Annotated in this window: 18 protein-coding genes; 10 read left to right on the top strand and 8 right to left on the bottom strand. The window is 62.6% G+C overall.

Going from position 1 to position 16,235, the window contains the following annotated elements; genetic code table 11:
* Positions 1–303 precede the first annotated feature (303 nt).
* Positions 304–726, top strand: coding sequence for a GtrA family protein (locus AC1D75_RS01880; RefSeq protein ID WP_495515951.1), 423 nt, complete (start codon positions 304–306; stop codon positions 724–726).
* 16 nt (positions 727–742) lie between these two features.
* Here the strand turns inward: AC1D75_RS01880 and AC1D75_RS01875 are convergent, their stop codons facing one another.
* A complete protein-coding gene (locus AC1D75_RS01875) occupies positions 743–1,420 on the bottom strand; it encodes a DUF4352 domain-containing protein (protein WP_495513623.1) in 678 nt (225 codons plus the stop codon).
* A gap of 177 nt (positions 1,421–1,597) precedes the next feature.
* Between AC1D75_RS01875 and AC1D75_RS01870 the strand changes: the two genes are divergently transcribed.
* Positions 1,598–2,806 carry a sensor histidine kinase gene (locus AC1D75_RS01870; protein WP_495513622.1) on the top strand — a complete coding sequence of 403 codons (1,209 nt, stop codon included), beginning with the start codon at positions 1,598–1,600 and terminating at the stop codon, positions 2,804–2,806.
* Positions 2,807–2,869: 63 nt separating this feature from the next.
* A complete protein-coding gene (locus AC1D75_RS01865) occupies positions 2,870–3,523 on the top strand; it encodes a response regulator (protein WP_495513621.1) in 654 nt (217 codons plus the stop codon).
* 1 nt (position 3,524) lies between these two features.
* Here the strand turns inward: AC1D75_RS01865 and AC1D75_RS01860 are convergent, their stop codons facing one another.
* Entirely contained in the window at positions 3,525–4,403 is an 879-nt protein-coding gene (locus AC1D75_RS01860; protein WP_495513620.1) for an LLM class flavin-dependent oxidoreductase, read from the bottom strand.
* A gap of 104 nt (positions 4,404–4,507) precedes the next feature.
* Between AC1D75_RS01860 and AC1D75_RS01855 the strand changes: the two genes are divergently transcribed.
* The 3 genes from AC1D75_RS01855 to AC1D75_RS01845 all read left to right on the top strand — a co-directional run bounded on the left by AC1D75_RS01855 (position 4,508) and on the right by AC1D75_RS01845 (position 6,658).
* On the top strand, positions 4,508–4,843 hold the full coding sequence (locus AC1D75_RS01855; protein WP_482136809.1) for a YciI family protein: 336 nt from the start codon (positions 4,508–4,510) through the stop codon (positions 4,841–4,843).
* A complete protein-coding gene (locus AC1D75_RS01850) occupies positions 4,840–6,051 on the top strand; it encodes an RNA polymerase sigma factor (protein WP_495513619.1) in 1,212 nt (403 codons plus the stop codon). Before AC1D75_RS01855 ends, AC1D75_RS01850 begins: the two co-directional genes overlap by 4 nt.
* A 118-nt stretch (positions 6,052–6,169) precedes the next feature.
* Positions 6,170–6,658 (top strand): SRPBCC family protein, encoded by a 489-nt coding sequence (locus tag AC1D75_RS01845; protein ID WP_495513618.1) that lies wholly within the window; start codon positions 6,170–6,172, stop codon positions 6,656–6,658.
* Positions 6,659–6,761: 103 nt separating this feature from the next.
* Here the strand turns inward: AC1D75_RS01845 and hydA are convergent, their stop codons facing one another.
* Genes hydA through AC1D75_RS01825 form a run of 4 tightly spaced genes read right to left on the bottom strand, consistent with a single transcriptional unit; the run spans position 6,762 to position 10,648 of the window.
* A complete protein-coding gene (hydA, locus tag AC1D75_RS01840; protein WP_495513617.1) occupies positions 6,762–8,150 on the bottom strand; it encodes a dihydropyrimidinase in 1,389 nt (462 codons plus the stop codon).
* A complete protein-coding gene (locus AC1D75_RS01835) occupies positions 8,147–8,533 on the bottom strand; it encodes an allophanate hydrolase-related protein (RefSeq protein ID WP_495513616.1) in 387 nt (128 codons plus the stop codon). Before AC1D75_RS01835 ends, hydA begins: the two co-directional genes overlap by 4 nt.
* An 11-nt stretch (positions 8,534–8,544) precedes the next feature.
* Positions 8,545–9,693: an NAD(P)/FAD-dependent oxidoreductase gene (locus tag AC1D75_RS01830; protein WP_495513615.1), complete on the bottom strand. Its 1,149-nt coding sequence runs from the start codon at positions 9,691–9,693 to the stop codon at positions 8,545–8,547.
* The gene (locus tag AC1D75_RS01825) at positions 9,683–10,648 is read right to left on the bottom strand and encodes a dihydrodipicolinate synthase family protein (RefSeq protein ID WP_495513614.1); all 966 of its coding nucleotides are present in this window, start codon (positions 10,646–10,648) and stop codon (positions 9,683–9,685) included. Before AC1D75_RS01825 ends, AC1D75_RS01830 begins: the two co-directional genes overlap by 11 nt.
* Before the next feature lie 176 nt (positions 10,649–10,824).
* Between AC1D75_RS01825 and AC1D75_RS01820 the strand changes: the two genes are divergently transcribed.
* The 4 genes from AC1D75_RS01820 (at position 10,825) to AC1D75_RS01805 (ending at position 14,438) form a co-directional block, all read left to right on the top strand.
* A complete protein-coding gene (locus AC1D75_RS01820) occupies positions 10,825–11,829 on the top strand; it encodes a LacI family DNA-binding transcriptional regulator (RefSeq protein WP_495513613.1) in 1,005 nt (334 codons plus the stop codon).
* Positions 11,830–12,029: 200 nt separating this feature from the next.
* Positions 12,030–12,893: an ABC transporter substrate-binding protein gene (locus AC1D75_RS01815; protein WP_495513612.1), complete on the top strand. Its 864-nt coding sequence runs from the start codon at positions 12,030–12,032 to the stop codon at positions 12,891–12,893.
* A gap of 28 nt (positions 12,894–12,921) precedes the next feature.
* Positions 12,922–13,662 carry an amino acid ABC transporter permease gene (locus AC1D75_RS01810; RefSeq protein ID WP_495513611.1) on the top strand — a complete coding sequence of 247 codons (741 nt, stop codon included), beginning with the start codon at positions 12,922–12,924 and terminating at the stop codon, positions 13,660–13,662.
* 26 nt (positions 13,663–13,688) lie between these two features.
* Positions 13,689–14,438: an amino acid ABC transporter ATP-binding protein gene (locus AC1D75_RS01805; protein ID WP_495515950.1), complete on the top strand. Its 750-nt coding sequence runs from the start codon at positions 13,689–13,691 to the stop codon at positions 14,436–14,438.
* A gap of 103 nt (positions 14,439–14,541) precedes the next feature.
* Here AC1D75_RS01805 and glfT1 read toward each other — a convergent pair whose 3' ends face one another.
* A complete protein-coding gene (glfT1, locus tag AC1D75_RS01800; RefSeq protein WP_495513610.1) occupies positions 14,542–15,444 on the bottom strand; it encodes a galactofuranosyltransferase GlfT1 in 903 nt (300 codons plus the stop codon).
* On the bottom strand, positions 15,437–16,234 hold the full coding sequence (gene wzt, locus AC1D75_RS01795) for a galactan export ABC transporter ATP-binding subunit Wzt/RfbE (RefSeq protein WP_495513609.1): 798 nt from the start codon (positions 16,232–16,234) through the stop codon (positions 15,437–15,439). The genes glfT1 and wzt overlap by 8 nt, the downstream gene beginning before the upstream one ends.
* Position 16,235 lies beyond the last annotated feature (1 nt).

Genomic DNA, 16,235 nt, shown 5'->3' with positions numbered 1-16,235 from the left:
GCACGTGGGGACGAAATCGGAAACCAAGGAAATCGAGAATTGATGGGGCTGAAAGGTGAGATGCACAGTATTGCAATTGCTCGTCTTTGTGCAAAACGCCCGAATGTGGACGATAGGCCCCCCGTGGACAATTCGCAAACCACGTGGAGTTGTTCGGTTTTGCAATTCTCTTGAATTACTATTCGACGCCGTGTTCATTCGGGTTCTGGGCCGAGGTGTCGAGCCGTGGGTGTGGCCGAACCGGCCAGCCGCTAGGGTGTCTGGGTGGTAGAAGAGCAGGCCCAGGGGGGTCGGACAACCGGACTGGACGCGGCAGTCGAGACCCCGAAGCCGGCCGGTGGCGATTTGAAGACCCAAATGGTCCGTTTCGTCATCACCGGCGCGGCGTCCGGAGTCCTCGATTTCGGGTTGACCCTGCTCTTCCAGCATGTGCTGGGCTTCCCGGAATGGGCCGCCAAGTCGATCGGTTTTGTGTTCGGCACCACAATGGCCTACCTCATCAACCGGCGATGGACGTTCCGGGCCGAACCGAGTGTGGCCCGATTTGTGGCCGTTGCACTGCTCTACCTGCTGACCTTTGTGGTTCAGGTGGGGATTTACACCGTGTTGTCGCGTATCTGGGACGACACCGTGGTGTGGAGCCTGGCCGCCTTCGTGGTCGCCCAGGGCACCGCCACCGTCATCAACTTCGTGGTGCAACGAATGGTGATCTTCAAGATCCGCTGACCATGACCCAGCTGCGTTACAGGGTATTGACCCACGCCAGGCGGTCCGACGACAGCGAGAACGTGTCTTCGAACAGCACCACGTAGGTGCCGGGGGCTGCGCCGTCGCGTGCGTCGAAGCAGATGTCACCCGCTGTTTGGCCGCCGGGTGCGATCTTGCCCGAATTCAGCATTTGCTTCTCGGGCGCATACGTGGCGTTCCGAATGGTTCCGCTGGCGTCTTGCAGACTCCAATCGATATAGCCGTTGAAGTCATTCTGCTTCGAACCGACATTCTTGATCGTCACACTGCTGCAGAGGTAATTGCCGAAATCGGTATTGGCGCTTTCCAACGCGGAAACGGTATATGCCAGGTCGTCGCGGGTAATCGTATCGCCACCGGTTGCTGCGGTGTCGTCGTCCAATTTCCCCGGGAATTGGGGTCCGGCCTCGCTCTCGGTTTCGGTCTCGGCGCCCGCGGTTGTCGAGACCGCTGCAGAGGTCTCGCCGGAGGCTTTGGTGACGCTGGTTTCGCTGTTGCCGCCACTGCCGGCGACGATCGCGGTACAGGCGCCGATCAACAGAATCGGCACACCGATCACGACCCAGGGCCAGACCTTGCGCTTCTTCTTCGGCGGCTGCTGATACGGACCCGGGGTGGGGTTGTAGGGCTGGTTGTAGGGGTTGTTGTCGCCTGGCAGGCCGGGATTGGTCATGGCAGATCCTCCTGAGGGGGGTGGGGGTTGGCGTGGTGAGAACAGCAGACCGCAACCGGACATCGGGTCGCCTCCTCCAAAGGGACGGCACCCCTCATACGTTCGGACGGAGGTTCGGCCGATGCAGACCGTTCGGTGGATCGTGCAACGTCAGAGGTTCGCCGTAGCCTCCATACCGTGACAACAACTTCCGGCGAAACGATCCGGCGCCGGCTGTGGACCACCGGCGCGGTGAGCTTGAGCGTCTTCGGTTCGATTCTGGCGGTGGCGCTCACCGAAGAATCGGGGAGTGTCCCGGTGTGGAACTCCACCATCGGGTTGCTGTTGAACCTGGTGGCGGCCGTAGCGCTCATCTGGCGACACCGGTACCCGATACCCGTGCTGGCGATCTCGGTCATCGGGCCGATGTTCTTCTCGACCGATGCCACCGCGGCCCTCATCGCGCTCTATGCACTGGCGCAGGCCGAGCGTGGGATCAGGCTTGTCCTGGCTGCGTTCGCCGTCTACCTGGCTTCGAGTGTGTCGCTCATCTACGACACCATGCGGACCCGAGACAACTCGATTCTGACCATCAGCTCCCCGCGGCCCGAAGAAGGCGCGCCCAGCCCGGATTGGGATGTTCCGCTGTGGATCCCGTGGATCGTCGCGGCGGTTCTGGTGGCCATCGTCGTGACCGTCGCGTTGCTGCGACATGCCCAGGTCGAACTGGCCCAGGTGAAACTGAGCCGAGACCGGGCGACCAAGCAGACCGATGTGATGCGCGACGAGATGATCCGAACGGAAGAGCGGACCCGCATCGCACGCGACATGCACGACACCCTGGCGGCGAGCCTCAGCCGGATCTCCTTGATGGCCGGGGCAGTTCAGGTCGGTGGCACCGACAATCCGGAGAAGATCGTCAACAATGCGTCGTTGATCCGGTCGACCGCGCACGATGCCCTCGACGACCTCAAGAACATCGTCGGGGTCCTGCGCGGTTCGGCTCCGCAACACAGCGGCCATCAGGGGATCGATGCAGTCGCCGAGCTGGTGCAGGGCGCGCGGGCGGCCGGCCTGCACGCCACCCTCTACACGGACCTGTTGCCCGGCGACGTCGGCACGGTCTCCGGTCACGTCACCTACCGGGTGGTGCAGGAATCGCTCACGAACGCGCAGAAATACGCCGGTGATCAGACGATTCGGATCTCGATAGTCGGTGCCGGTGAACACGGGATCCGCATCAACATCTGCAACCAGCTCAGCAGCCGTCCGCCGCTGGTCCCGGTGGGCTCGCGGTCCGGGTTGCGGGGGCTCGCCGAACAGGCAAGGGACATCGGCGGGACGTTCCACGCGGGCGTGGTGCGAGGCGAGTTCGTGACCGATTGCTGGTTGCCCTGGTATTCCTAGGGCCGCGAGTCTTGCTGGTGCCGCGAGTCTTGCTGTCGGTGCAGGGTAATACCCTGGGCCACCATGACCGGGCCACACCGCATCACCGTGTTGATCGCCGACGACGATCCCTTTGTTCGGCGCGGTGTCTGCGACATCTTTGCCGCCACCGCGGACATCGTTGTGGTCGCCGATGTCGATGACGGCGACCAGGTCTTGGCCGCAGTCACGCAGTTCCGGCCACACGTGGTGCTGATGGATCTGAAGATGAAGCGCATGGGTGGACTCGACGCCACCCGCGCACTGATGGCCATGCCGAATCCGCCGCGGGTCATCGCCATGACCGCCATGGATGTGGACGACCTTGTGATTCAGGCGGTCTACGCCGGGGCGCACAGCTTTTTGAGCAAGGATGAACCGCCGCAGACGTTCCAGCAGTCGGTACGCGCGGTCGCGGCGGGCAACACTTTGTTCAGTCAGGAGTCGTTGCGTCGCATCGTCGACGGTCGGCCGCAGCCCGTGGCCGCGGTCCCGTCCGCGGTTGACAAGTTGAGCGGCCGTGAACGAGATGTGCTGCGCGCGATGGCCACGGGCGCCCCCAACGCCGTCATCGCCGGGGAGCTGTTCCTCAGTGAGACGACCGTGAAAACCCATGTGTCGGCGGTCTTCACGAAACTCGGCGCGAAGAATCGCGTCGAGGCGGCGCTGGTGGCTTTTCGGGCCGGCTTGGTGAGTTGAGCTAGCCGTTGACCTTGCTGATCACCGAATCGGCGAACATGTTGAGATTGTCGATCTTCTTCTGCAGCGGCTCGGTGTCGTTGCCGGTGATGTAGGGGATCCGGAAGCCGACGATCACGTCGGTGATGCCTTTGTCCTCGAGGCGTTTACAGCCGTCCGGGGTGTAGGCATCCATCGAGATCACATGGATCTCGAAGGGGTCGTTCAGTTTTCCTTCCGCCTTGCGGATGGCCGTGATCTTGTCCAGCAGCGCATCGAGTTCCTGGGGTTGCCCGCCGCCGTGCATCCAGCCGTCGCCGCGGATCACCGCGCGTTTGAGGGCGAGATCGGCGTGTCCGCCGACCAGAAGCGGGATCGGTTTGGTGGGAACCGGATTCATCTTGATCTTGGGGATGTCGTAGAACTCCCCGTGGAACTCGAAGTACTCGCCACTGCTCAGTCCGCGGATGATGTCCATGCATTCGTTCATCCGCCGGCCCTTGCGTTTGGGGTCGACGCCCATGATGTCGTAATCCTCGGCCCAGGGGCTGGTGCCGACGCCGAGCGAAAGTCGGTTGTTGGTCAACACCGCCACCGACATCGCCTGCTTCGCCACCAACGCCGGTGGCCGCACGGGAAGCTTGAGGACAAACGGGTTGAACCGGATCTTCTCGGTGACCGCACCCATCGCCGCCGCCATCACAAACGTCTCGATGAAGGCTTTGCCGTCGAGGAACTCGCGATTGCCGTCCTCGGTGTACGGATACGTCGAGTCCGATTCCTCGGGATAGGCGATCGAATCGGGGATCGTGAATCCCTCGTAGCCGGCTTCCTCTGCCGCCTTCGCCAGTGGCAGGTAGTAGCTCGGATCGGTCATTGCCTCCGCGAACGTGAACCGCATGATCCTCCTAGAATCGTCGTGCGCCCATACTAGAACGAGTTCTATTTCTCTGGTGGAGATCGGTCACCCTTGTTGCGCCTCGGTCGTTGCGGTATATGTGGCAAATGAAATATGTGCTTCTGATCTGCGACGACGAGAAGGACGCTCCCTCCAACGAGGAGATCGCGGCCGATCCCGCATATCAGGAGTGGGACGCCGAGGTTGCGCGACGAGCCGTCCAACACGGCGGTGCCCGGCTCCGTCCCACCGCAGATGCGACCACGGTGCGCGTCCGGGACGGCGAGACGCTCATCTCCGACGGCCCGTTCGCGGAGACGAAAGACTTCGTCGGCGGTGTCGACATCATCGAATGCGCAGATCTGGACGAGGCGATCGAGATTGCGGCGGGACATCCCTATGCACGTCGAGGATGTGTGGAAGTGCGACCCGTCTGGGAATGACCACACCCGACGAGGTTCGTGCCGCGGTCGAAGACGCATATCGACGCGAGTGGGGTCAGGTGGTGGCGACCCTGATCGGGTTGACCGGAGACTGGGACCTCGCCGAGGAATGCGCGCAGGACTCATTCGCCGCCGCCGTGGCCACCTGGACGCGCGATGGCGTCCCACGCCGCCCGGGAGCGTGGCTCACCACGGTGGCGCGCAACCGGGCGACCGACCGGCTGCGTCACGCCACCGCCGAAACGGCAAAACTACGCCAGGTCGCGGCGCTGCCCATGGAACCGGCTGTGCCGCAGGAGATTCCCGACGAGCGTTTACGGCTGATCTTCACGTGCTGTCATCCCGCCTTGCCGTTCGCGGCGCGCGTCGCACTCACGCTGCGCACTCTGGCAGGGCTGAGCACGGCCGAGATCGCCGATGCGTTCCTGACCTCCGAATCGGCCATGGCGCAGCGACTTGTACGGGCCAAGCGCAAGATTGCGGAGGCGGGCATCCCGTACCGGATCCCGCCGGTCGAAAGTCTTCCGGACCGGTTGTCCGCGGTGCTCGCGGTTCTCTACCTGATCTTCAACCAGGGCTACGACGAGAAGGATGGGCGCCGGGCACTGGCCGGCGAGGGCATCCACCTCGCCCGGATGCTGGTCCGGTTGATGCCCGACGAACCCGAACCGCGTGGACTGCTGGCGCTGATGCTCCTGCTCGAGGCCAGACGCGAACAGCGTTTCGAGGCCGACACACTGGTCCCGCTGGAGGACCAGGACCGCACCCGCTGGGACGCTGCGCTCATCGCAGACGGTGTTGCCGTGCTCGACGGCGCGCTGACAATGCGGTGGCCGGGCCCGTACCAGGTCCAGGCCGCGATCGCCGCCTGTCACGCGACCGCATCCGACACCGCCGACACCGACTGGCCGCAGATCGCGGCGCTCTATGCCGAACTCGCGCGCATGACACCGTCTCCGGTCGTGGAACTCAATCGTGCGGTTGCCATCGCCATGGCCGACAACATCCCTGCAGGCCTGAGCCTGATCGACGAACTCACCGAGGCGGGAGAGCTCGACGGGTATTACCTCCTACCCGCGGCTCGCGCCGATCTGCTCCGCCGTGACGGCCGAGCGGCCGAGGCCGCGTCGGCGTATCGCGAGGCGTTGTCGTTGGCGCCGACGGATGCCGAACGTCGCTACCTGGACCGACGCCTGCGGGATCTCTAGACCGCTTCAGTCGCGGAGTTCGGCACGGCCGGTGAAAAGAATTCTCGGATGATGTCGATCTGGGGCCGCGTGCTTCGTCGGTGGGATGTAACCCACCGAATAGAGAGGCAGAACAAAAATGTCGAACAAAGAGTATTTGAGCGCCACGATGACCGTCGATCGCACGCCGGAGGAAGTCTTCGATGCGATCACCAACGTGCGCGGATGGTGGTCGGAGAACATCGTCGGCGGCACTGCCGACCTCGGCGACGAGTTCATCTTCACCGACGACACCAAGTTTGCGGGAGAGATGGCCCTCACTTCGAAAGAGGGCATCCGATTCTGTAGGTTCCATCTGACCGACGTGGTTCCCGGAAAGCGGATGGTCTGGCACGTGCTGGATTCGGTCTTGACCTTCATCGATGACACCAACGAGTGGACCGACACCAACGTCGTCTTCGATATCACCCCCACACCGGGCGGTGCGACGCTCGAGTTCACCCACGAAGGTTTGACCGAGGACTCCGAATGCTTCGAGGCCTGCTCGCGCGGATGGGGCTTCTACATCACCCAAAGCCTGCCGCAGTTGATCACAACCGGTACCGGTAAGCCCATCGAGCGGTACTGATCACGCCACACCGAAAGGTAGCCAGGTGATATCAGGGTGTCGAACCCCGGTGTCACCTGGTTTTCAGGTTTTGCCGAAGTGCGTTTCCCCACGGCCGTGTTCTTCACATGCTGAACGCACCCCTGAAGTCGAGAGGCTCCGACTGCAGGTGTCGCCCGCGAGGGGTGGCGTCGACCAGGCGGCCCTCATCGATGACGACGGAACCACCCACCAGCACGGTGACGGGCTTGCCGCGCAGGCAGCGACCCTCGTAGGGGGTGTAGTCGGTAGCCATGTGCAGGTCGCCGATGGTGAGAGTCCACTCGACCGCGGGATCCCAGATCGCGATGTCGGCGTCCGATCCGGGCATCAGCGAACCCTTTCTCGGGTAGAGCCCGTTGGTGCGCGCAGGGTTTGTCGCGGTCAGTTCCACAAATCTGCTCGGGGTCAAACCCAGGCCGTTGACGTACTGGGAGAATATGACCGGAAGGCGTGTCTCGACGCCCGGGAGCCCATTGGGCATATGGCGCACGTCGTGCCGATGTGATTGTTTCTGCGCGGTGTCATAGCAACAGTGATCGGATCCGATGGTCGTGATGTGACCGGTGAAAAGGTGACGCCCCAGCCCCTCGACGATGTCGGCTGACCGCAGCGGCGGGCAGCAGACATAACGCTCGGGTTCAGCGCCCTCATAGGCGGTTTCGTCGAGCGAGAGATGATGTGTGACAGCTTCGGTGAAGGCCACCAATCCCCGTTTGCGTGCGTCGGCGACCAACTCGACTGACGCTGAACTGGACTGATGCACAAAATAGACTGGGGCGTGCTGAGATTCGGCAATGGCGAGGATCGCCGCGACGGCGGCCGTCTCGGCGAGTTCGGGACGCGTGTCGGGCATGTGGGCGGCATCGATTCCGGTGGAAGAAGCCGCGAAATTCTGTGCGTCGGTGACAATGGCGTCAGATTCGCAGTGGATGACAACCATTCCCCCGAGATCACGGGTGGTCTGCATCGTCTGCAAGATCGTGTGTTCGTCCGCCATCGTCTCACCGGCGTACGTGGTGAACATCTTCACGGTGCGGATCCCGGCGTCGGCCATTGTTGCCAACTGTTCTGCGGTTGTGTCATCCCACTCGACGACACAGGCATGCAAAGCCGAGTCGCAAAGCCCCTCAACGGCTTTCGCGCGTTGTATTTCGGCGGCTTCGAGAGGCTTCTGCCCGGGGCGGGGGATCGCGAAGTCCACAATGGTGGTCGTGCCCCCGAACACCGCGGCCGTAGTGCATTCGAGGTAGGAGTCCAGGGACGTGAACTCACCCGAGGTGAAGCCGACGTGACAATGGGGGTCCACGCCGCCGGGCATGACCAGTTTCCCTGTGGCATCGATTGTTTCCGCGGTCGGATCTACCGGTGCTCCCGGCGCCAGCACGGCCGATATCTTGCCCTGGTCGATCAAGAGGTCCGCCGGTGCCGACCAATTCGATTCGACGACCGTCCCTCCACGGATGATTTTCATTTCCGGGCCTCCAGGTAAGCTCGCCACCCGCCCTGATCACTGATGTCGGTCACTCCGGGCGCGATCAAAGCCCGTTCTCGCATACGCATCGATAACGACCCACTGCCGTCGGCCAGTTCGATGACACCCAACTCGAGTTCGGCCGGCTCGCGGGGAAGCAGCTCCTCGCGTAAGACGTCGTACTCGACTTCATAGAGTTCGCCGGGAACGGCAGCGCCGCCACTGTCGACCGGATGCAGACCGGGGAACTCGTCACGGACCGAATAGAACCGGTACCTGGGTGCGGTCTCCGCCGGGCCGAGTAATCGTGCGTTGCTGAGTGCGTCGTTGAGTGTGCCGCCGGACATGGCCTGCCCGTTGACGAACATCGTGACCTTTGCCATTCGACTTCCTTCTACTGATGTGAATGTTGGACAAGCCGGGATGGGGAGAACGCGGAGACGTCGACCAGCGTCGATTTGCCGAGAACCATGGAGGTGAGGACCTCGGCCCACAGGGGGGCGAAGGTGAAGGAGTAGGTCCCGCCGGCAACGAATATGCCAGGTGCATCATCCAATTCGCCGATCACCGGCATCTCGTCAGGAGTCGTCACCACCGGCCCGGTCCACACGTCGAGCAATGGCGAACCATTGAGGCCGGGTAATAGTCGGGCCACTTGCCCGAGGTTGCCCGTGGTGCTGGCCTCGTCGGTGAGCGCGGCATCATAACCGTTGAAAGGGCCTGCCGGCCAACCTCCGCCGACGATGAGGCGACCGTGGCGGTCCTGCTTGATCGACATACCTTCACCGACGTGCTGGACCAGCATGTCCAGGGTATTCGGGGCGGCTTCCAGAGAATGCATCTGCAGAGACTTCGGCGTCAGGTCGAGGTGCGCTCCTGCCATCGCAGCTATGTCGGCCATCCAAGGCCCGGCCACGTCTAGTAACGCCGATGAATGCCACGTGCCGTCAGGGGTGATCGTGGCCCAGCCGTCCCCGTGACGTTCCAGCGTCGTGACCGGTGTTCCGGTGCACAGCACCGCGCCTTCGGCGACGGCCTGGCGCAGTAGGGCCGGACCAGCCATGTCGGGTTCGGCGAAGCCGTCCCACGGACACCAGGTGGCACCCTGGATGGTGGGACCGAGAAGGGGGAGTGCCTGACGGGCGTCGTGCCCGGTCAACACCTCGGTCGGAATCCCGGCCGCGTGTTCCCACGTCTGTTTCAGATGCAGCGTGCGCATTTGTTCGTCTGTCTCGGCGACCATGAACCCGCCGCAGCGGACGAGCCCGAGGTCCGGAACGCTCTCGGCGAGGTCGTCCCACAGTTGACTCGTTGCCTTCTGCAAGGGGAGGAGGCGTTCGACATCCACGGCAATTCCCTGACCCGGGCGGCGCGCGTGGAGCGTTTGAATGTGCAGATTTCCTGCGGTGGTCCCCGAGCCCGCGGTGTTCGGTGTGGTGCGGTCCAGGACAACGACCCGTGATCCTGCCCGTGTTAGCGCCAACGCCGTTGCCGCACCGATGATTCCGGCACCGATGATGACGACGTCGACGTCAGCGTCCATGGCCGGCTCCTAGGACGAGTGCGGATGCCTCAGCGATCCCGGAGTCATCGATGACGGCCTGCAGAGCTGCCAACGTTTGCGGCTCCGTAACGGGCAGGAGTGGTTCACGCACCGCGCCACCGGGCTGGCCCAAGAGATTCATGACGGCCTTCAATTGGGAGATCGGTGAGGCGTGAACACCGCTGTAGTCACTGTTGATCAGGCGAGAAGAGAACAGTTGGTACTTGTCCACCCATCCACGCGCCGTCTCGGCATCGCGCGCCGCGACGGCCCGGTAGAAGGGCACTGCGAAGGGCGCTCCGACGCCTCCACCGTCGATGTTGCCGTCACCGCCGAGTTCCAGCAGTGTCGCCAGTCCCCGCCGATGCAAAAAGCTTCCGAATACACGGACCTGACTCGACACGGCTTCGACGGTGTCGAGCATTGAAAGCCATTGGCCTGTGCTGTCTTTGATTGCCACGACCCTGTCTAGGGCAGCCAGTCGTGCGAATAACCCCGGAGTTGTGCCCATGTCGATGGACACCCCGCGGGGCCAGTTGTAGACCATGAAAGGAAGTGATGTGGCTGTGGACACGGTTTCGAAGAACTGGACGGTTTCGTCCGGTGAGGTGTGAACGTACGGCGGCGGGGTGGCCAAGACACCGTCTGCGCCTGCGGACGCCGCGTGGCGTGCGAGCGCCGACGACTGCGCAGCCGTATAGCCGCTGACACCGACGACGACGGGAAAGCGTCCGGCAACCGCGTCGACCGCCACCTCCGCAACGGTTCTACGTTCGTCGTCGGTCTGGCTGAACCACTCTCCGGTGCTGCCGTTGATGAGTACGCCGCTCACTCCCATGTCTGCGTAAAGATTCATCAACGATGCAAGTGCGTCGGTGTCGACGGCCCCCGACGGGGTGAACGGTGTGGGAGCTGCGGGCCAGTAGCCAGACCACGCGACGTCATCGCGATTCATGTCATGGTGCCTTTCGAAAGGGGTGCACACGGGAGATGAGGAGAATGAAGATCAGCAATGGGATCGATTGCATAGAATGCCGTCAGGCGGCCGGTTGGTCAAGCCCGGCAACGTAGTTGTAACGCGGACACTGTCGAATGTGGGTGTCCGTACATGGAATTGAGGGATGGTAGTCGATGTCAGTCACTTTGATCGACGTGGCAGCCGCTGCGGGTGTGTCCCGCAGTACTGCATCACGTGCGTTGAGTGGATCTCCATTGATCTCGGCCGAAACACGGGCCGCTGTCGAGAACGCGGCGCTCGCACTCGGATACCGGCCGAACCGCACCGCTAGTGCTCTGCGATCGAATCGTTCTCATTTAGTCGGTCTGGTCATGAACAACCTGCTGAACGCGTCCTTTCACAAAGTCGCCGAGGTTGTGCAGAAACGTGCCTCTGACAGCGGTTTTCAAGTGATTCTGTGCATCACCGATGCCGATCCAGACCGAGAAGACGACGTGTTGGCAATGCTCGGCGAGCACGGGGTGGACGGCACGATCCTGATTGGCAGCGGTGGCAGTGCGACCGCCTCGAACGCACTGCTGTCGCAGGGGCGCGCGGTGGTGAACCTGATCAGATCGGTTCGCGGTAGCAAGGCCCCGACCGTGCTGGCCGGCGACCTGGACGGCGCTCGAGACGCCACCGACCACCTGTTGTCACTCGGGCACACGAAGATCGGCTATATCGGCGGAACCGCGGAGGCGACGTCCGGCCGAGAACGATTCGAGGGATATCGGCTAGCTCTCGAGGGCGCAGGTATCGACATCGATGATGCGCTGGTACGACGCGGTCCCTTCACAACCGAGTTCGGTGCCGAGGCGGTGAATTCCCTACTCGATGAACGAAAGCCGATGACCGCCTTGTATGCGGCCAATCACGAAGCGGTGTTCGGGATACTGCCCACGCTGATTGCCCGAGGCGTCTCGGTGCCCGCCGAGCTGTCGTTGGTGTGTCACGAGGACATGTCGTGGCTTGCGATGTGGCAGCCGCCGATCACCGTGGTCGACAATGGCGCGGTTCAGCTCGCCAACCTGGCCATGGACCTGCTGTTTCAGCAGATCAACGCCTCTGCGGCCCCGGAGGCGAGAACGTACCGGGTGGGGGCACGCTTGATCGATCGGGCGTCGTGTCGCGAATTGTGACGCGTGTCAAGAATGCTCGGACGTGGATCGCATCGCTCTCTCGTTAACACTTCGTTTCCGGCATGTCGGATGCGTTAAACCGCGTTGACGGCATCCGCGGACTCTGCAACTGTTATGGAATCGATCCCATTCCTCGCGGTCGATCTCGATCACCACCGTCCAAGTCCACTGCACTGCAGTTGGTCTCGAAAGGTTTTCCAATGCGCAAGATCATCGGATTCGCGGCTACGGCCGTGGTAGCCGTCGCTGTTGTCACGGGATGTGGCTCGTCGTCCGACGAAGGGGCAGCCCCGAAGGATTGCACCCCGACGCTGGGTGCTGGGGACTTGACCGAAGAAGGTGCGCTGACTGTGGCAACCAACGCCACGCTGCCGCCCATGCAGTACGTGGACGCCGACGGTCAGGTGATTGGTATGCGTATCGATCTTGCCAAGGAGATCTCCGAACGCCTATGCCTGACAGCGAAATTCGTGAACATCGAGTTCGAGGCCCAGATTCCAGGGGTTCAGACGGGAAGGTGGGACATGATCGACACCGGTTTGTTCTATACGCAAAAACGCGCCGAGACCATCGACCTCGTGCCGTATGAGGTTCAGGCGGTGTCTATTTCGGTGCCCTCGGGTAACCCGGATTCGATTTCTTCTGTCGACGATCTGGCCGGCAGAACGATCGCTGTTGAAGCGCCCGGGTATGAGTTCGACACCCTGACCGAGCTAGCCAAACAGTTCGCCGATGAGGGCAAACCCGCATTGAAGGTCCAGACGTTCAAAACAAACGCCGACGCTTACCAGGCTCTGGCAGCGGGACAGGTCGAAGGCACGGCCATCGTGGATTCGGTGACATCCTTCTACCAGAAGGACGGACGCTTCGAGACTGCGGTCGGCGGACTCAACGAGGCACCCCTGGCGATGGGTTTCGCCAAGAGCAGCAAGGCTGCGGTCGAGGTCGCACGGGTGCTCTCCGAGATGCGGGCGGACGGATACCTGCAAGAGCTGTTCGGCGAGTACGAGGTATCCGGATACGAAGGTGACATCGCAGTGAGCACGGGCCCGCTCAACAGCTGATCGTTGGCACAAACGGAAAGGGATCCTTGTGTGGTCTTGGGACGCGTTCTTCTCCACTCTGACGAGCAAGCAACTGCTCGAAGGTGCATGGGTCACGGTCTGGCTCACGGTCGTCAGCATGGGGCTCGGCCTGGTTGTGGCCGTGGTCGTCGCCGCCGCGCGCTCCTCTCGGTTCCTGCTGCTGCGCGCGGTATCCGGCTTCTACGTGTGGCTGATGCGAGGCACTCCTCTGCTGGTGCAGCTGGTGATCATCTACACCGGATTGCCCCAGGTCGGGATCAGGCTGGGGGTCATCGAATCCGCCCTGCTCGGCTTGGTGCTCAACGAGGCCGCCTATCTCTCCGAGATCGTGCGTGCGGGACTCCTGTCGGTTCCGGCGGGACAGACCGAGGCTGCACGTGCACTCGGCATGTCCCCGGCAAAGGTGTTTCGCGTGGTGGTTCTGCCACAAGCGCTTCGCGTGATGATTCCTTCGCTGGGAAACAGTTTCAACGGACTGCTGAAGACGACAACGCTGGTGTCGGTGATCTCGGTGCAAGAGCTCCTTCGCAGAACCCAGTTCCTCGTGCAGGTCAATTTCCGTGTCTTGGAGGGGCTTTGCGCGGCAGCCTTGTACTTCCTGGTCCTCACCACGGTATGGGGTCTGATTCAGAGGGTGATTGAAGCGCGCGTCGGAAGGGGCTACGACCGCACCTATCAACGTAAGGGTGCGCGTCAACCAAAGGGTCTGGAAGAAAGCTCCGTCGAAGCAGAGATGGTGAATCGATGACAACAACAACGCGCGAGACCTCGATCATGGTCGACGTCAAGAACATGACCAAGTCGTACAACGGCCTCGTGGTACTCGACGACATCGACTTCGTGGTCGAGCAGGGTGAAGTGGTCCTGTTGCTGGGGCCTTCGGGAAGCGGCAAGAGCACGTTGCTGCGTACGCTGAATTGTCTTGAGACCATCGATTCGGGCGCCGTACGCGTCTGCGGCGAGATGATGGGGACAACCGACGACGACAAGCGCCGCCGACTGCCGGAAGCCCGCATCGCCAAGCAGCGCCACAACACCGGCATGGTCTTTCAGAGTTTCAATCTGTTTCCGATGCTGACCGCGCTGGACAACATCGCCTCAGGGCCACGTCATGTCCTCGGTATCCCCAAACAGCAGGCGCGGCAGGAAGCTCAGGTACTGCTCGAGCTGGTCGGGCTCGGCGACAAGGGAGAAAATTACCCGTCCCAGCTGTCCGGTGGTCAGCAACAGCGAGTTGCCATCGCCCGGGCCCTGGCGATGAAGCCCAAAGTCATGTTGTTCGATGAACCCACCTCCGCGCTCGACCCAGAAATGGTGAAAGAGGTTCTGGATGTGATGGTTCGGCTGCGCGACGAGGGCATGACCATGGTTGTGGTGAGTCACGAGATGGGCTTTGCCAAGGCCGCGGCCGATCGAGTGGTCTTCATGAGCGACGGCAAAATCGTGGAGGCCGCCCCTCCGGGGGAGTTCTTCACGAATCCGAAACACCCCAGGACCAAGCAGTTCCTGAGTCGGATTCTGTGAAACCTCTCCGGTCGCCGGCCGTAACAGCCAGGGACGTTGTGAACGGTGTGGCACCCGGAGAATAGGTGAGGATGCCTTGCTTGCGCCCCTGTGTCACCGGGTTTCAGGGCTTGCCGAAACGCTCGCGACGTCCGAGTGATTGCAGTCGCATCCAGTTTTTGAACCCGGCCACGTCTCGTTGCTGCACAAGGAAATACCATCCGAATCGGGCATATTCCTGGGGCAGGAGTTTCCGCATCCCGGGCCTGCTCATCAAATAGCCGCGATTGCGGTAGGTGAAAAAGCGTTTGGTCTCGTTGTCGGGGTACTGGGTGTGCATCCGGCCACCGAGGATGGGGCGAAACTCGCCGCTGCCGTCCGGATGAAGGTATGCCGTGGTCAGGCAGGTTCCGAAATTCAGTCCGGACCGCACCAGGCGACGGTGCATCTCGACCTCGTCGCCGCGGACGAACAAGCGCAGATCTGGCACGCCGACCGCGTCGATGGCGGCAGCCGAGAACAGGGCGCCGTTCATCAGGGATGCGATGCCCGGCAACAGATCTGAGGTCTCGCCGTCGGCGAAGAGTTCGGACCGTTTGCGGCGCCACACCAGGCCGCGACGCAGCGGGAACGCCAGGGTTTCAGGGTTGTCGATGTTGCAGACAACCGGCGAAACCTCGTCGAGCTGGTGGGTGGTGGCGCAATCGAGCAGCTTCTGCAGCACCTCGGGGCCTTCGGGGCGGCCGTCGTCGTCGGCGCACCAGACCCAGTCGGCGCCCAGCGCCAGGGCCTGCAGCATGCCGAGCGCGAAACCGCCTGCGCCACCGAGGTTGTGGGCCGATCCGATATAGGTCACCGGAACCGGTTGGGCAGCAACGAGGTCGGCGACGTCGTTGTCGTTGTCGTTGTCCACGACCACCAGGTGGTCGATGGGGCGGGTCTGGTTGGTCAGCACGATCAGCGACTGCTCGAGCAATTCGAGCCGACGGTGGGTCACCACCACGGCGATGACCTTGGGTTCAGGCATCTTTTTCGACCTCGGCCAGCACTTCACGCACGTGCCGGGCAGCCTCGGGACCTTCGTAGGCGCCGACCACTTCTTCGATGCCGCCGTCCATCCGGATCGCTCCGTGGTCGATCCACAGGGCGCGATCGCAGAGCTGGGCGAGGAACTCGTTGGAATGGCTGGCGAAGACCAGGATCCCGGACCGTTTCACCAACTCCTGCAACCGGACCCGGGCCTTCTTCATGAACTCGGCATCGACGGCGCCGATACCTTCGTCGAGGATCAGGATCTCGGGGTCGATAGAGGTGACCACACCGAGCGCAACCCGCACCCGCATGCCGGTGGAGTAGGTGCGCAGTGGCATCGAGAGGTAGTCGCCGAGCTCGGTGAACTCGGCGATGTCGTCCATCTTCTTGAGCATCTCGCGGCGGCTCATCCCGAGGAACATGCCGCGGATGACGATGTTCTCGTAGCCGGAGATCTCGGGATCCATGCCGACGCCGAGGTCGAAGACCGGTGCCACGCGGCCCTTGATGGCACAGGCGCCACGGGTGGGTTCGTAGATGCCGGACAACAGCCGCAGCAGTGTCGACTTGCCGGCACCGTTGTGCCCGACCAGGCCGATCCGGTCACCATGCGACAGGTGCAGGTTGATGTCTTTGAGGGCCTCGACCACGATCACGTTGGATTCGTTGGATCCGATCACACCGCCGGCCCGACCGAGGACTGACTTCTTCAACGACCTGGTCTTGGCGTCGAAGATCGGGAAATCCACGCAGGCATCCCAGGTATCGACTCGTACTTGACTCATG

It is taken from the genome of Williamsia sp. Y712, from assembly GCF_059445525.1.
Note: the sequence above shows the minus strand (reverse complement) of the source record. Positions and strands in the feature narration are given on the sequence as shown.

What these genes read in the sequence shown, in the direction of transcription:
- AC1D75_RS01875 (WP_495513623.1), bottom strand. Translation starts at nt 1,420, where the DNA reads ATGACCAATCCCGGCCTGCCAGGCGACAACAACCCCTACAACCAGCCC.
- AC1D75_RS01865 (WP_495513621.1), top strand. Translation starts at nt 2,870, where the DNA reads ATGACCGGGCCACACCGCATCACCGTGTTGATCGCCGACGACGATCCC.
- AC1D75_RS01860 (WP_495513620.1), bottom strand. Translation starts at nt 4,403, where the DNA reads ATGCGGTTCACGTTCGCGGAGGCAATGACCGATCCGAGCTACTACCTG.
- AC1D75_RS01855 (WP_482136809.1), top strand. Translation starts at nt 4,508, where the DNA reads ATGAAATATGTGCTTCTGATCTGCGACGACGAGAAGGACGCTCCCTCC.
- AC1D75_RS01850 (WP_495513619.1), top strand. Translation starts at nt 4,840, where the DNA reads ATGACCACACCCGACGAGGTTCGTGCCGCGGTCGAAGACGCATATCGA.
- AC1D75_RS01845 (WP_495513618.1), top strand. Translation starts at nt 6,170, where the DNA reads ATGTCGAACAAAGAGTATTTGAGCGCCACGATGACCGTCGATCGCACG.
- hydA (WP_495513617.1), bottom strand. Translation starts at nt 8,150, where the DNA reads ATGAAAATCATCCGTGGAGGGACGGTCGTCGAATCGAATTGGTCGGCA.
- AC1D75_RS01835 (WP_495513616.1), bottom strand. Translation starts at nt 8,533, where the DNA reads ATGGCAAAGGTCACGATGTTCGTCAACGGGCAGGCCATGTCCGGCGGC.
- AC1D75_RS01830 (WP_495513615.1), bottom strand. Translation starts at nt 9,693, where the DNA reads ATGGACGCTGACGTCGACGTCGTCATCATCGGTGCCGGAATCATCGGT.
- AC1D75_RS01825 (WP_495513614.1), bottom strand. Translation starts at nt 10,648, where the DNA reads ATGAATCGCGATGACGTCGCGTGGTCTGGCTACTGGCCCGCAGCTCCC.
- AC1D75_RS01820 (WP_495513613.1), top strand. Translation starts at nt 10,825, where the DNA reads ATGTCAGTCACTTTGATCGACGTGGCAGCCGCTGCGGGTGTGTCCCGC.
- AC1D75_RS01815 (WP_495513612.1), top strand. Translation starts at nt 12,030, where the DNA reads ATGCGCAAGATCATCGGATTCGCGGCTACGGCCGTGGTAGCCGTCGCT.
- AC1D75_RS01805 (WP_495515950.1), top strand. Translation starts at nt 13,689, where the DNA reads ATGGTCGACGTCAAGAACATGACCAAGTCGTACAACGGCCTCGTGGTA.
- glfT1 (WP_495513610.1), bottom strand. Translation starts at nt 15,444, where the DNA reads ATGCCTGAACCCAAGGTCATCGCCGTGGTGGTGACCCACCGTCGGCTC.
- wzt (WP_495513609.1), bottom strand. Translation starts at nt 16,234, where the DNA reads ATGAGTCAAGTACGAGTCGATACCTGGGATGCCTGCGTGGATTTCCCG.